This is a genomic window from Actinopolyspora alba (assembly GCF_900112765.1).
Classification (GTDB): domain Bacteria; phylum Actinomycetota; class Actinomycetes; order Mycobacteriales; family Pseudonocardiaceae; genus Actinopolyspora; species Actinopolyspora alba.
Genome location: NZ_FOMZ01000002.1, coordinates 430,677 through 444,609, shown reverse-complemented (window position 1 = coordinate 444,609; position 13,933 = coordinate 430,677). Strand labels below are relative to the sequence as shown.

16 protein-coding genes and 1 rRNA gene are annotated in these 13,933 nt (G+C 67.2%); 10 read left to right on the top strand and 7 right to left on the bottom strand.

The annotated features are described in order from the left end of the window. The first annotated feature begins 150 nt into the window (after positions 1 to 150). Positions 151 to 268 (top strand): 5S ribosomal RNA (rrf, locus tag BM150_RS04630). Between the two features lie 135 nt (positions 269 to 403). On the opposite strand, the gene BM150_RS04625 is transcribed toward rrf, so the two are convergent. After that, the gene (locus BM150_RS04625) at positions 404 to 1,162 is read right to left on the bottom strand and encodes a TrmH family RNA methyltransferase (protein ID WP_092924313.1); all 759 of its coding nucleotides are present in this window, start codon (positions 1,160 to 1,162) and stop codon (positions 404 to 406) included. A gap of 155 nt (positions 1,163 to 1,317) precedes the next feature. Here BM150_RS04625 and BM150_RS04620 point away from each other — a divergent pair, with 155 nt between their 5' ends. Together BM150_RS04620 and BM150_RS04615 are read left to right on the top strand one after the other, a co-directional pair. Next, positions 1,318 to 2,739, top strand: a complete 1,422-nt coding sequence (locus BM150_RS04620; protein ID WP_092924310.1) for a WS/DGAT/MGAT family O-acyltransferase — start codon at positions 1,318 to 1,320, stop codon at positions 2,737 to 2,739. Next, on the top strand, positions 2,736 to 3,257 hold the full coding sequence (locus BM150_RS04615) for a DUF6912 family protein (protein ID WP_092924307.1): 522 nt from the start codon (positions 2,736 to 2,738) through the stop codon (positions 3,255 to 3,257). The genes BM150_RS04620 and BM150_RS04615 overlap by 4 nt, the downstream gene beginning before the upstream one ends. A 49-nt stretch (positions 3,258 to 3,306) precedes the next feature. Here the strand turns inward: BM150_RS04615 and rsgA are convergent, their stop codons facing one another. Both rsgA and aroA read right to left on the bottom strand, forming a co-directional pair. Continuing rightward, positions 3,307 to 4,317, bottom strand: a complete 1,011-nt coding sequence (gene rsgA / locus BM150_RS04610) for a ribosome small subunit-dependent GTPase A (RefSeq protein WP_092924304.1) — start codon at positions 4,315 to 4,317, stop codon at positions 3,307 to 3,309. Between the two features lie 16 nt (positions 4,318 to 4,333). Further along, complete coding sequence (aroA, locus tag BM150_RS04605) at positions 4,334 to 5,602, bottom strand: 3-phosphoshikimate 1-carboxyvinyltransferase (protein WP_092924301.1); 1,269 nt, start codon at positions 5,600 to 5,602, stop codon at positions 4,334 to 4,336. Positions 5,603 to 5,793: 191 nt separating this feature from the next. On the opposite strand from aroA, the gene BM150_RS04600 reads away from it, so the two are divergent. The 4 genes from BM150_RS04600 (at position 5,794) to rsrA (ending at position 8,751) form a co-directional block, all read left to right on the top strand. Next, positions 5,794 to 6,537 carry an SOS response-associated peptidase gene (locus BM150_RS04600; protein WP_092924298.1) on the top strand — a complete coding sequence of 248 codons (744 nt, stop codon included), beginning with the start codon at positions 5,794 to 5,796 and terminating at the stop codon, positions 6,535 to 6,537. Continuing rightward, the gene (locus BM150_RS04595) at positions 6,534 to 7,145 is read left to right on the top strand and encodes an alpha/beta hydrolase family protein (RefSeq protein WP_092924296.1); all 612 of its coding nucleotides are present in this window, start codon (positions 6,534 to 6,536) and stop codon (positions 7,143 to 7,145) included. The genes BM150_RS04600 and BM150_RS04595 overlap by 4 nt, the downstream gene beginning before the upstream one ends. A gap of 572 nt (positions 7,146 to 7,717) precedes the next feature. Continuing rightward, a complete protein-coding gene (locus tag BM150_RS04590; RefSeq protein ID WP_092924294.1) occupies positions 7,718 to 8,419 on the top strand; it encodes a sigma-70 family RNA polymerase sigma factor in 702 nt (233 codons plus the stop codon). Then, positions 8,416 to 8,751, top strand: a complete 336-nt coding sequence (rsrA, locus tag BM150_RS04585) for a mycothiol system anti-sigma-R factor (protein ID WP_092924292.1) — start codon at positions 8,416 to 8,418, stop codon at positions 8,749 to 8,751. The genes BM150_RS04590 and rsrA overlap by 4 nt, the downstream gene beginning before the upstream one ends. A 162-nt stretch (positions 8,752 to 8,913) precedes the next feature. Here the strand turns inward: rsrA and BM150_RS25225 are convergent, their stop codons facing one another. Then, positions 8,914 to 8,994, bottom strand: coding sequence for a 50S ribosomal protein bL37 (locus BM150_RS25225; RefSeq protein ID WP_033374540.1), 81 nt, complete (start codon positions 8,992 to 8,994; stop codon positions 8,914 to 8,916). Between the two features lie 140 nt (positions 8,995 to 9,134). Here BM150_RS25225 and BM150_RS04580 point away from each other — a divergent pair, with 140 nt between their 5' ends. Together BM150_RS04580 and BM150_RS04575 are read left to right on the top strand one after the other, a co-directional pair. Then, on the top strand, positions 9,135 to 9,359 hold the full coding sequence (locus BM150_RS04580; protein ID WP_092924289.1) for a biotin/lipoyl-binding carrier protein: 225 nt from the start codon (positions 9,135 to 9,137) through the stop codon (positions 9,357 to 9,359). A 112-nt stretch (positions 9,360 to 9,471) separates the two neighbouring features. Continuing rightward, positions 9,472 to 10,962, top strand: coding sequence for a sensor histidine kinase (locus BM150_RS04575; protein ID WP_092924286.1), 1,491 nt, complete (start codon positions 9,472 to 9,474; stop codon positions 10,960 to 10,962). Between the two features lie 248 nt (positions 10,963 to 11,210). Here the strand turns inward: BM150_RS04575 and BM150_RS04570 are convergent, their stop codons facing one another. Continuing rightward, positions 11,211 to 11,468 carry a WhiB family transcriptional regulator gene (locus BM150_RS04570; RefSeq protein ID WP_092629718.1) on the bottom strand — a complete coding sequence of 86 codons (258 nt, stop codon included), beginning with the start codon at positions 11,466 to 11,468 and terminating at the stop codon, positions 11,211 to 11,213. Between the two features lie 236 nt (positions 11,469 to 11,704). After that, positions 11,705 to 12,631, bottom strand: coding sequence for a diacylglycerol/lipid kinase family protein (locus BM150_RS04565; RefSeq protein ID WP_092924283.1), 927 nt, complete (start codon positions 12,629 to 12,631; stop codon positions 11,705 to 11,707). 379 nt (positions 12,632 to 13,010) lie between these two features. Here BM150_RS04565 and BM150_RS04560 point away from each other — a divergent pair, with 379 nt between their 5' ends. Further along, positions 13,011 to 13,451, top strand: a complete 441-nt coding sequence (locus BM150_RS04560; RefSeq protein WP_245755252.1) for a hypothetical protein — start codon at positions 13,011 to 13,013, stop codon at positions 13,449 to 13,451. A gap of 133 nt (positions 13,452 to 13,584) precedes the next feature. Here BM150_RS04560 and BM150_RS04555 read toward each other — a convergent pair whose 3' ends face one another. Continuing rightward, entirely contained in the window at positions 13,585 to 13,917 is a 333-nt protein-coding gene (locus BM150_RS04555; protein WP_092924281.1) for a hypothetical protein, read from the bottom strand. Positions 13,918 to 13,933 lie beyond the last annotated feature (16 nt).

Sequence of the window (13,933 nt, the reverse complement as noted above, 5' to 3'; positions counted from 1 at the left end):
CCCCCCAACACACCGCCCACACACACCATGTGACACGCAAGCGTGAGACATCGCCACCACTATACGGCTCCCAACCCAACCACCACCCCGACACGCTTTTCAACTGAACACAGCGGCTGACACCCCCAACAGCCCCCCAAGGTTCTTTGGGTCGGTGGCCACAGCGGAGGAGACACGCCCGGCATCCATCCCGAACCCGGCAGCTAAGCCCTCCAGCGCCCCAGGTACTGCACCCCCACGGGTGTGGGAGACACGGACACCGCCGACCCAACCCCCCACAGTGTGGCCCGGACACCACCACGGTGCCCGGGCCACACAACTATCACCACCCCACACCCCGACAACCTCCCTAGAAATCGCCGGGGCAGGGCAGCACCCACTATGGGTTGTTCTCCGATACGGCTCAGTCGGAAGCTCTTCGTGCGAGTTCGTAGCAGATCACACCGGCAGCGGCGGCCACGTTCAACGACTCCACCCCGCCGTACATCGGAATGCGCAACCGCTCCGTGATCCGTTGACTCACTTCCTCCGAGAGACCGGCCGTTTCACTACCGAGCACGAACACCGCCCGGTTCGGGAAGTCCGCTCGGAAGAGATCCGTCCCGGCATGGGCATCCAGTGAGTACAACGGATACCCGGCCTCGGACAGCGCTTCAGCGGCAGTCCCGGCGTCCGGGCTGCGCAGGATCGGAGCGTGAAAGGCGATTCCCGCCGAAGCCTTGACCACCAACGGGTCCACATTGGCCACCCCACGGTGCGGCAGCACGATGCCGTCCATGCCCGAAGCCGTCGCGGTGCGCAGGATCATTCCCACGTTGGCCGGGGTGGTCAACCCGTCCAGCAGCAGCATGCTGCGGGGGGCGGTTGCCGGATCCGCCAGCGCGTCCTCCAACGGACGCATCTTCCGGGCCACCACGTCGGCTATCACACCCTGGTCGTGGCGTCCGTTGCCCGCGAGTACCTTCACGCGTTGCGCGCTGGCGCGCCGCACCGGTACAGCGCGGTCGTCGGCCGCTTCCTTGATCTCGCGGACGATGCTGCCGCTGATTCCCTCGGCGAGAACGACCTTGTCCACGCGAAGTTCGAGGTCGGACAGGGCTTCCAACACCGGTTTACGGCCGTAGACGGTCACGAACCGGTCGCGTGGTGAGGTTTCGGGCACTGTTGCGAGGCTCCTCTCGGAGAGTTGTCGTTCTTCGTCGAACGAGCGGCTCGGAAGTGGTCCGCCGTTGATCGGTTTCTTCGCCGGGACTTCACCGCTACACGGCCGCTCGGCGTTGCTTCGTTCGGTGTCCGTCGTGTGTCAGTATCGCGGCCATGTCCGATCGGTTGTCCGCGCTGGATGCCTCGTTCCTGTATCTGGAGGACCACACCACACCGATGCACGTCGGAGGTGTGGCTGTCTTTCGGCGGCCGAGCTCCGGATTCGACTACGACAGCGTGGTTTCGTTCATCGAACGCAAGCTCGCACTGGTGCCGCGTTACCGCCAGAAAGTCGTACAGATCCCCGGTCGGCTCGCCAGACCGGTTTGGGTGGACGACCAGAATTTCGACATCAGTTACCACGTACGCCGTTCCGCGCTACCCAAACCAGGCAACGACGAGCAGCTGCACGATCTCACCCAACGGTTGATGTCGCGGAAACTGGACACCACTCGGCCGCTCTGGGAAGTCTACCTGGTGGAGGGGCTCTCCGAGGACCGAACAGCGGTGATCACGAAGACTCATCAGGCCATGATCGACGGTATCGGTGCTATCGACATCGGTCAGCTGATTCTGCAGACCACCCCCGCTGCCTCACCGGCGGAGCACAGCGATCCCTGGCTGCCGCGCCCCGAACCGGGTGCCGTGCAACTCGCCGTCAACGCGTTCACGGAGGCTGTTCGGCGTCCGGGGGAGGTGGTGGAGAACATTCGTGCCACCACCGTCGACGCCACCGCCACGCTGCGCAAGTTGTCGGGAGCCGTGGCGGGGCTCTACTCCGCGCTGCGCACCGCCGCTGTTCCGCCGCCGGGGACCCCGTTGAACGGGACCACTTCGTCGCAGCGGCGGTTCGCCGTTGCTCGGGCGCGGCTCGAGGACCTCCGGAACGTGCGGCGGCAGCACGGCGGAACCATCAACGATGTGGTGCTGGCCGTGCTCACCGGGGCTTTCCGGAACTGGTTACTTTCGCGGGGTGAGGCGGTAACCACTCGTAGTACCGTTCGCGCGATGGTTCCGGTCTCGGTCCGAGCCGATGGCCCCGCGGCAGTGGCGCGCGCCGAACTCGGCGACCTCCCGTTCGACGAGGTCTCCTCGTACCTGGTGGATCTGCCGGTGGGCGAACCCAGCCCGAGCATCAGGCTGCATCAGGTGAGTCACGCCATGCGTGCCCACGCCGAATCGGGACAGTCCGTGGGAGCGGACGCGCTGGTGCGGCTTTCCGGATTCGCCCCTCCGACCCTGCACGCACTGGGGGCCAGGGTCGCCAGTGGGCTGTCCAACCGGCTCTTCAACGTGCTGGTGACCAATGTTCCCGGTCCGCAGGTACCGTTGTACGCGGCCGGTGCGTCGATGTCCGAGATATTTCCGGTGGTCCCGCTGGTGAAGAACCAGTCGTTGGCCGTCGGGATCACTTCCTACAACGGGGGGCTGTTCATCGGCCTCAACGCCGACAGGGCAGCCATGCCGGACGTGGATGTCCTTGCTGCGATGATCGAGGAGTCGGTTGAAGAGATGATCGGAACGGTCGAGGTATGAGGATCTATTTGCCGGCCACGGTGCGGATGCTGCGGGAGTTCTTCGAACAACAGCGGCTAAGGCCGTTGAGTGGCACGGCCTTCGCACTGACTTCCGCCCTGCGGGAGTCGTATTCCAGCGGGGATGCCGAGGAGCTGGAGTACGCGGCCATGCGGGAGGCGGCCCGCGCCTCGCTCCGGCTGATTTCGACGGAGCTCGGTGATTCGCGGGAGGCCGAAGCGGAGGAGCCGCCTCGGCGAGTGGTGGTCTCGGCCGATGTGCGGGACGAGGAGGCCACGCTGCGGCCGGATCTGGACCACGCGGTGGTTCGGCTGGCCAATCCGGTGCCCTGGAAAAAGATCGCCGCGGTGCACGTGGACACCGCCGAGGCCGAGGAAGCGGTGCGGCAGGCGGCTTCGCTCATCGACGATGCGGACCTCGGGGAGGAGAAAGCCGAGCTGGCTCTCGGGGACGCCGAGGATCACGAGCTGGCCTGGTTCGCCCCGCAGGAGGTGCCGTTCATGCTCGAACTGATGTGATGGGGCCGCCGCGCGGCGACAAAGCGGCGACAAATTTTATGAATTTGATTCACTCGTCACGCCCGGCGCGGGAGCGCAGCAGTCTCCGTAGCGAGTTCAGCTGTGCTTGATGACCTTCCTCGGCCACGAACGTGTCGAGATGGCAGTCCGGATCCTCGGTACCGCCGAGATGACCGCAGTTCGGCGGACATTCCTCAGCCGCCGCGGCAAGGTCCTCGAACGAGTCCACGAGATCGCTCGCGGTGACGTGTGCCAGTCCGAAGGACCTTATCCCCGGGGTGTCCACGACCCAGCCGCCGATGTCTTCGGGCATCGCCATCGCCACCGCCGAGGTCGAGGTGTGTCTGCCCTTGCCTACCTCGCTGACTCGTCCGATAGCCCGCTCCGCATCGGGTACGAGGCGATTGACCAGCGTCGATTTCCCCACCCCGGAATGTCCCACCAGTGCGGAGACGCGGCCGTCCAGCGCGGCCCGCAGTTCCGTGGGGTCGGCGTCGAGGCGGGTAGTGATCACGGAGATTCCCAGCTCCGCGTAACCGGAGATCCAATCCTCCGGAGCCGCCAGATCCGCCTTGGTCAGGCACAGCACCGGGGTGAGGCCACCGGCGTAGGCGGCGACCAGGCAGCGGTCGATGAACCCGGAGCGGGGCGGTGGGTCCGACAGCGAGCTCACGATCACCAGCTGTTCGGCGTTGGCGACCACCACTCGTTCGTACGGATCGGTGTCATCGGCGGTACGACGCAGCACGCTGGTTCGCTCCTCGACCCGCACGATCCGGGCCAGCGTGTCCGGCTCGCCGGAGGTGTCACCCACCAGCCAGACGCGGTCACCGATCACTACGGGGGTTCGACCCAGCTCCTTGGCACGCATGGCAACCACCTGCTGCCGGGGGTCACCGTCGACGGCGCACGTCCACCTGCCCCGGTCGACGGCCACCACCATCCCCACGAGCGCATCGGAGTGTCCGGGACGTTGCTTGCTGCGGGGTCTGCTGTTGCGCCGGTTCGGGCGCACCCGGACATCGGACTCGTCGAGGTCTCGCCACCCCCGTTTGGCCATCACCGCTCCGCTCCCGTCACCGCAGGCCGCCCAGCATCTTCGTCCACATCTCGTCGAACCCTGGAAGTGTTTTGCCGGTGGTCGTTATGTCGTCGATCACCGTTCCCGGAACCCGCAGTCCCAGGATCGCTCCCGCCGTGGCCATCCGGTGATCGGCGTAGGAGTGCCACTGCCCCCCTCGCATCGGCCGGGGAACGATGGTCAGCCCGTCGGGATGCTCCGAGACCTCCGTACCCAGGCCGGTCAGCTCCGCGCGCAGCGCCGCCAGCCGGTCGGTTTCGTGTCCGCGCAGATGCGCGATCCCCCACAGACGCGATTCGCCGTGCGCCAGCGCGGCCAGCGCGGCGACCGTCGGGGTCAGCTCGCCGATCTCGTGCAGGTCCACGTCCACGCCGCGCAGCCGTTCCGGGCCGGTGACGGTCAACCCTCGTTCGTCCAGTCGGGTCCCGGCCCCCATCTCCCGCAGGATCCACCGGATCGCGTCCCCGGCCTGGGTGGTTCGCTCGGGCCAGCCGGGCACGGTGACTTCGCCGCCGGTCACCGCGGCGGCGGCGAGGAACGGGGCCGCGTTGGACAGATCCGGTTCGATCCGCAGCTCCAGCGGTTCGATCCCGCCCGGTGACACCGTCCAGGTGTCGGGTTCCGAGTCGTCCACGTCCACACCCTGCGCACGCAGCATCCGCACCGTCATCGCGATGTGCGGCAGCGACGGCACCGATTCCCCCTCGTGGCGCACGGTCAGACCGCGCTCGTACCGAGCGGCCGAAAGCAGCAACCCGGACACGAACTGTGAGGAGGCGGACGCGTCGACGGTGACTTCACCACCGTCCATTCCGCCCGACCCCTCGATCGTGAACGGGAGGCTGTCGCCGCTCACCCGAGCCCCCAGCGTCCGCAGCGCTCGCAGCACCGTGTCCAGCGGTCGTTCCCGAGCCCGCGGGTCCCCGTCGAAGGTGATCGTGCCCTCGGCCAGAGACGCGAGTGGCGGCAGGAACCGCATGACGGTCCCGGCCAGCCCGCAGTCCACGGTCGCCGGGCCGCGCGGTTTGCCGGGGGTGATAAGCCATTCGTCCTCGGGTCCGTCCGAGACCTCCACGCCGAGCGTGCGCAGCGCCGCGGCCATCAGTTCGGTGTCCCTGCTGCGTAGCGGTGATCGCAGTGTCGAGGGACCCGTGGCCAGCGCGGCGAGCACGAGGGCCCGGTTGGTGATGGACTTGGAGCCCGCGACCTCGACGGTGGCGTGCACCGCTTCTCGGGCCGGTGGGGCGGACCAGGGTGCGCTCATGGCTCGATGGTCTCGCACGCTGCGCCCGTCCCGGAAGTTCGGGTGCGCTTTCGCGGGTGCCCGTCAACCAGGTGCGGGTTGCGCGAGCACGCGGCGGAACTGGCAGCATAACCGCAACGTGGACGGTAAGTGTGGGTTCCGGTTCCGCGGGGCCTGCCGCTTCGCGGTGGAGGGAGTGGAGGTGCGAAGCGATGTGCGGTAGATACGCCTCGTCGAAGGCGCCGAGCGAGCTCGCCGCCGAGTTCGACGCGCGGGACGAGACCGGTTCCCGGGCGCCGGAGCCCGACTACAACGTCGCTCCGACCAAACCGGTGTTCGGTATCGTTCAGCGGCACCCGAGGGACGCCGAGGGCACTCCCGATCCGGACCGCTCCGAACGCACCGTGCGTGTGATGCGTTGGGGACTGGTACCGAAATGGGCCAAGGATCCCTCGGTGGGAAGCCGGATGATCAACGCCCGCTCCGAGACCGTGGCCACCAAACCGGCGTTTCGGGGGGCTGTTCGTTATTACCGTTGCCTGCTGCCTGCCGACGGCTGGTACGAGTGGAAGCGGGACAGCAGCCCCAAGCAGCCCTACTACGTCACCAACCCGGACGACTCCAGTCTCGGTATGGCGGGAATCTGGGCCACCTGGCGCGACCCGGCGGAGCCGGAGGCCGAGCCGCTGGTCAGCTGTGCCGTGCTTACCACCGAGGCGGTTGGTGAGCTCGCCGAGGTGCACGAACGCATGCCGCTGGTGCTCGCGCCCAGGGACTGGGCGGAATGGCTGGACCCGGACAACCAGGACGTCACGGATCTGCTGGTGCCCCCTTCGGGGGAACTGGTGGAGCGACTACGGATGCGCCCCGTCTCGCGTGCGGTCAACAGCGTGGCCAACAACAGTCCGGGACTGACCGAGCCGGTCTCCGAGAAGGACGCGCTGTTCGGATCATGACAAGAGTAGAGGTGGACACTCCGCACGGGGTGGCCCGTGCCGAACTGCACAGCGCCGCCGAGGGCCGTGCGGCGTTGCTGCTGGGACACGGCGCAGGCGGGGGGTTCGAGGCCGAGGACCTGGTCTGCGCGGCGCGTACCGCCACATCCTCGGGGGTGCACGTCGCGCTGGTCGAACAGCCCTACCGGGTGGCCGGACGTCGTGCGCCCGCTCCGGCCCGACAGCTCGACGCCTGCTGGCTGGCCGTGGCCGAGGATCTGGGGCAGCGGTGGTTCCCCGAACTTCCGTTGATCTTCGGCGGACGTTCCTCCGGAGCGCGGGTGGCCTGCCGCACGGCCGACGCCGGGGGAGCATCGGCCGTGCTGTGCCTGGCGTTTCCGCTGCGCCCGCCGGGAAAGCCGGACAAGGACCGAGGTGACGAGCTCTTCGCGGTCGAGGTCCCGACCCTGGTGGTGCAGGGCGAGAGCGATCCGTTCGGCGAACCGGAACCGTCCACCAATCGTGAGGTAGTGCTGGTTCCAGGGGACCACTCGTTGCGGGCGGACACGGGAGCGGTTTCGCGTGCCGTGGCAGAGTGGCTCGGCAGGATTCTGCGCCTCCTCGACTGAGGGAAGCGGGTGAGTGCGGCTGGCGGAGTGCTCACTTGGCGGAACCTCTCGCACGGCTCTCGCTCCGGGAGGCCCGACATCGGGTAGGCGACCTACACAACGTCGGGCCTTCCTCGCGAGAGCCGCACCGGAGAACCCGCGGCGGCGCCGATCGCGAGGGTGGTCGGAGTGCGGCCTGCGGGAGTGCTGGGAGCTCGGCCGCTTCGACGGCGCGGCGATTTCGCGAGAAATTGACGCTGTCCAGACAGGGAGTCGCCTCACGCGCAGGGTTAGGAGCGCGGCGCCGCTCTTGGTGGCGGTTCAGTGCGAGCGGTGGCTCGGATCGGACCGGTGGGTGGAATAGCGTGCCGTTGTCGACCGTTGCACGGGACGTGTTGACCGAGCAGAGTGGTACGGCCGTCTCCGGCGGCCAGCAGCCCAGCTTGAAAGAGTGCGTGCCGTCACGCGGTTCGCGGGATTCCGCGAAGCGTGCACGTGAAGGTACCGGGGTATCCTGGGAGAGTACTCATGCCGGTGAGGGCATGGGGGCGTCACCATCTCCACTTTCGTCTTGGTGGCGGGGAAGGAGCCCGGTGCCTGGTACCAATGGGCAGGCCAGTACTGCCGAGAACGAGCAGCCGGCGGAAACCGGTGAGCAGCAGCAGCGGGACGAGGCCACTCGGGCGGAGGAATCCGAGGCGACCGAGACGGCCGAACAACGGGTCGCCCGCTTCGAGCGTGACGCGATGCCGCTGCTGGACCAGCTCTACGGTGCCGCCCTGCGGATGACGCGCAACGCGGCCGACGCCGAGGATCTCGTGCAGGAGACCTACCTCAAGGCGTATTCGGCGTTCAAGTCCTACACCAGGGGGACCAACCTCAAGGCCTGGTTGTACCGCATCCTTACCAACACCTACATCAACGGTTACCGCAAGCGTCAGCGACAGCCCCAGCAGCAGCCCACCGACGAGATAGCCGACTGGCAGTTGGCGCAGGCCGAGAGTCACACCTCCAGTGGACTGCGCTCCGCCGAGCTGGAGGCACTCGACAGGTTGCCGGACACCGACGTGAAGTACGCGTTGCAACAGCTCGCGGAAGAGTTCCGCATGGTGGTTTACCTGGCGGACGTCGAGGGGTTCGCCTACAAGGAAATCGCCGAGATCATGGACACTCCGATCGGCACGGTCATGTCCCGGCTGCACCGTGGGCGCAGGCAGCTGCGCGGGATGCTGACCGACGTGGCGCGTGACCGCGGCTTCCTGCGATCCGAGGAGCGGGAGGTGAGCACGCCGTGAGCTGTTGTGAAGACCCACGGGCCTCCTGCGAGGACGTGCTCGCCGAGGTGTGGCTGTTCCTGGACAACGAGTGCGACCAGGAGCGGCGAGCCGCGCTGCGCAAGCACCTCGACGAGTGCAACTCCTGCCTGGAGCACTACGGAATCGAAGAGCACCTCAAGGAGTTGCTGCACCGCAAGTGCGGCGGTGAGCACGCTCCCGCCGAGTTGCACGACAGGCTGCGTAGCTCGATCCGCGAGAACGTGCTGCGCCAGGCCGAGGTGACCGTCGAGGACGGCCCCGAGGGCGCCTCGGTCGAGGTACGGAGCAGGCCGAGCTCCTCGACGGAGTGACTCCGCCGCGCCGTAGCCGCTCTCCGGACGCCACGAGAAGCCGGACAACACGAAAAGATGGCCCCGAACCGGTCAGCCGGTTCGGGGCCACTTCGTTGTGGGCCGCGGACGCGGCATGGTGCCGCGGTGGCGCGAGCGAGCCGTGTAGTCCGCGAAAAACCCTCACTTGCCGCGCAGCGGACGCTTGCCGTGATTGGCGTTGTTCTTGCGCGCGGCCTTCTTCTTGCGGGCCCGCTTGGCCATTGGGCACTCCTAATCCGACTCGAATTCGACCCCCCACAGTCTGACATGCGAGGTGACCTGGTGTTCGTGGGCGGTTGCCCACGTGGTTTCCTGGTGGTCGAGCGTCAGCCGGACGGGTTCCAGAAGGGAAGCGGTAGCTGGTGGCACACGAAATACGCGCCGAGATGGTTGCCAACGTCATGACCGTCGACGTGACCCCGGGCGATCAGGTCGGCAACGGGGACTCGGTGGTCGTGCTGGAGTCGATGAAGATGGAGATCCCGGTGCTCACCGAGCGCCCGGGACGGGTCGACGAGATCGCCGTCAGCCCGGGCGACGTGGTCCGGGAAGGGGACCTGCTGGCAGTGATCGAGAACCCGGGCTGATCGAGTTTTCCCGTTCGCCCGCTGCCGGTGCTTCGCCGGGTCCTGCCGCGACCGCTCGGGAGCGGGTGCCGTCGATTCGTGGTTCGTCGTGGGGCGGTCGAAAGGGCTGATCGTGTCTACTCTCAGTGATCTGTTGGCCGAGCACACCGGTCTGTCGGGAACGGTGGCCGACCATCTGCAGCTCGTCGTCGCGGAGTGGCAACTGCTCTCCGACCTGTCCTTCGCCGATTTCCTGTTGTGGGTGCCCGTCGGGCAGGACGATCCGGGGGACAATCGGTTCCTCTGCGTGGCGCAGGCGCGCCCCACAACGGCGCCGACGGCCCATTCGGAGGACCTGGTGGGCACTGCGGTGACCCCCCAGGACCATCCGCAGCTGCAGCGGGCCGTGCGGGAGAAACGCATCTGTCGGGAAGAGGACCCTCGGTGGCACATGGGGGTGCCCGTTCGGCGCGAGACCATTCCGGTTCGGCTGGACGACTCGGTGGTCGCGGTGTTGAGTCGGGACACCAACCTCGCGGTGCCCCGGGTGCCCAGTCCGCTGGAGATCTCGTACCTCGGCAGCGCCGCCGATCTCTGCCAGATGATCGCCGACGGTAGCTTTCCCACCGCCGAACCCTCCCCGGACGTGCACACCAGCCCCAGGGTGGGGGACGGTCTGATTCGATTGGACAGCGCCGGGACGGTGGTGTTCGCCAGTCCCAACGCGCTCTCGGCGTATCACCGGATGGGCCACGCCGCGGACCTCGTGGGCGGCCCGCTGGCTTCGTTGACCCGTTCGCTGTTGTCCGACCCCTTCGACGCCGACGAGGTGTCCCAGCGCATCCGGCAGGCTCTGGACGGTCAACCGGGAATGCGGATCGAGGCCGAGGCCAAGGGGGCCACGGTGTTGTTCCGTGCGCTGCCGCTGCAGCCGCGTGGCCAGGATGCCGGGGCGCTGGTGCTGGTCCGGGACGTCACCGAGGTCAAACGTCGGGATCGGGCGCTGCTGTCCAAGGACGCCACGATTCGCGAGATCCACCACCGGGTCAAGAACAACCTGCAGACCGTGGCGGCGTTGCTGCGGTTGCAGTCCCGGCGTACCGGCAACAACACGGCGAGGCAGGCGCTCGACGAATCGGTGCGGCGAGTGACTTCCATCGCGCTGGTGCACGAGACGTTGTCGATGTCGGTCGACGAGCGAGTGGATCTCGACGACGTCGTCGACCGGGTCATTCCGATGATGAGTGACCTCGCCAGCGCGAGCGGCGGTGTGACCGTACGCAGGCAGGGGCGTTTCGGTGAGGTCGCGGCGGAGCTGGCGACTCCGCTGGTGATGGTGCTTACCGAGCTGGTTCAGAATGCTCTGGAACACGCCTTCGCCGAGGGCGAGGGCGGGGAGGTCGTGGTACAGGCGGAGCGTTCGGCGCGCTGGCTGGACGCGGTGATCTCCGATGACGGTCAGGGCCTGCCGAAGGACTTCTCCCTCGAGCACGCCGAACGTCTCGGCCTGCAGATCGTGCGGACCCTCGTCGAGTCGGAACTCCGCGGGTCGTTGAGTTTGCGCGGGCGTGATCAGCGGGGTACCGAGGCGGTGCTGCGAGTCCCGTTGAAATACCGTCGCTGAGTCGCTGCCGCTGGGTGCGTCGATAGCGGGTGCACACGGGGGAGCGTGCTCCGATCGATCCTGTCGGCCCCCCTGTGGAACGCGGTCATCGCGTTCGCGACCGACATCGACGCGGATCGATCGATGGTGTTGTGCGGTTGTTGCGGTTTTCCGGCTGTCGCGCGTCCGATTACGGCGTCCCCGGGAATCCGTACGGGCCTCGCCCGTCTCCGCTCACGGAGTCCTGCCGGGACGGATCAGTCGGGCGCTCAGGCGTTGGTGGTGCGAGTGCGGGTCCGCGCGTTGCGACGCTTGAGCGCGCGACGCTCGTCCTCGCTCATACCGCCCCACACACCTGCGTCCTGTCCGGTCTCGAGGGCCCACGCGAGGCACTCGGACGTGACGGGGCAACGACGGCAAACAGCCTTGGCCTCGGCGATTTGCAGCAGGGCAGGACCGCTGTTCCCGACGGGGAAGAACAGTTCGGGGTCCTCGTCACGGCAAACCGCACGGTCGCGCCAGTCCATCGTTTTGCTCCTCGCTAGGCACGCCAATGCGCGCCGATCGTTGTTCCGGGGTGTTTGTGAATGCTTTCACGGAGTCCGTGCGCTTGTGAATGCTTTCACGAACTCGCGTAATGTCAAGGGGCCGATCACTACCGAGTGAGTGAGCTCACCCGGAAGATCGACAGCTCTTGACCTGGGGTTGGGTGACCACCGGAGGCGGTGCGGCCGACCCTGTGTGGTGCTTCCGTTGCGGCAAGTTATCCAACGACGCACAGAGCGTTCGGAACCGACACGAAATCGATCACCGAAAGCTCGCCGAGGGAGTCGCCGTCGACCTGTACTCGCAACGGCCGCTCACAGGTTACTCGCAACCGGCTGATGTTCGCACGCCTAAAAAGGGATTTTCCTTGTGGTTTAGCTCTATCGCTGAGCATTTGCGCTACATGTCGTAACACTGAGTGAGGAAGCATGTTGCCGAACGCGAATACACCGATACCCGTTTCGAAGCTGGTCTCGGGGTTGGTGTGCACCGGTCTGCGGCCCAGATAGGTCCAGGGATCCGCGTTGGAAATCATGGCCGCGTGTAATGCGGTCACCTGAGGCTCGTCGTCGGCCTGCACGGTGAGTAATGGTTCACGTCGGGCACTGGTCAGATAACAACGAGTCGCGGCGCTGGTGTACAGCCACGGTGTCACTCGCCGCCCCTTGCCGCGCCGGCGTTCCACCTCGGCGACCACGTCCGCGTCGATCCCCACCCCTGCGTTGAAGGTGAACCACCGGTCGTCCACCTTGCCCAGTCCGATCCAGCGGCTGCGCTGCTCGGCCAAGGCGTGCAGCAGCCCGTGGGTCGCTTCCAGCGGATCCCGGGGTACGCCGAGCGCGCCCGCGAAGACGTTGGCCAGTCCACCGGGGATCACCGACAGGCATGGGCGCTGGGTGGTTGTGGCCACTTCCGTGCGCAGCATTCCGTTGACGACCTCGTTGACGGTGCCGTCACCCCCGTGCACCACGATCAGGTCGGCCCCTTCGAGGGTGGCTCGTGCCGCGGCGTCGGCGGCATGGCCGCGATAACGGGTTTGCACCACGTCGAGTTTGACCTCGCTGGCGAGCGCGTGGGCCAGCACGTCCCTACCCGCGGCACTGGTCGAGGTCGCCTCCGGATTGACTACGAGAACAGCGCGCACACCCGAAGCCTAGCTGTAGTTCCCGGGAGGTTTCGTGCGGCGCCACCCCCCCCGTCTCGTAACTCCCCGGCGCTCGCGGCGGAACGGTGTGCCGGACGGGACCCGTAGCCGCCGTCTCGGGATCGTGTCGTCGGCGTGGGTTAGTGTTCTACTCTCGAAAGAGGGTGCTCAGGGGCTCGTGCTCCCGGAATCGCGCGAGCACGTGCCCGCGGCGGAAGGTTCCACCCGCGAACGGCTGTCCGGCGAGATATCCGTCCCGGTGTCCGGAACGACGGTGTCGTCCGGTAAGAGGGTCGGGCCGGAAGCCCTCCGGACCGGGAGTTCTCCCACGAGCCCTGTTACCTCACCGTGGATACATCACCCCAGGAAAGAGGCATTCGTGTCGGCAGCGACAGCCCCCCGCACCGTGCGTCTGGCCGGCCTGGTGACCGTGTTGCAGGCGGTTGCCGGAATCACATTCGTCGTGGCCCTGCTGATTCGGGCGAGCCAGGCCGATCTCGGTTCGGTGGGATCGCTCACCCGCAGCTCCACTTATGGTGAAGCCGGCTATTTCGGACTCATCTCCCTCGGCGTTCTCTTCGCGGGCATCGGGCTGCTTCGGAGCAAACACTGGGCCCGCACACCGGTGCTGTTGCTGCAACTGTTGTTGCTCGGTGCCTCCTGGTACGCGATGGGTCCCTCGGACAGCCCGCTGGTGGCCTTCGGGTTCGCCGTTCCCGCCGTACTGGTGCTGTGGTGCCTGTTCAACCGTGCGGGGCGGGAGTGGTGGTTGCGCTCCAGTACAGCTCCCGACGCCGAGCACGAGAACCACTCCGGCTGATCGAAGTTTTCCGGGACGCGTGTCCCCGCTCGTGTGGTGGTTTCCCGTGGGCGTCCGGTTCTCGTGCGAACGGTACGCGGCTTCCGGCGCCCCGCCCGCTCCCGGTTCGCGCCGCGGACGGTCGCGAGCAGCGTCAGCGACGCTGGTTCGAGCCACCCTCACCGCGGTTCTCCGAAGGGATGCTGCGCGGATTGGCCGCTGCCCAGCTCTCGGCCAGCCGTGCCAGGGCGCCTGGTTTGTCCCAGTCCGACGGGTTGGCCGGGATCGCCGCTATCCAGTTCTCGCGGTCCCTCGCCGGGTCCTCGTTCGGTCTGTCCGCGATCGTGAAGTGCTTCGGTCGAGTGACCTCGATGAACGGATTGCCCTCCACGACGTAACCGCGTTTGACCGCGATTTCCCGGTCGCCCTGCGCCCAGCGGAACGTGAGTCCGTGGTTGAAGTATCGGCTGATCGGGCGAGTGGGCATGGTGACACCTCGCGCT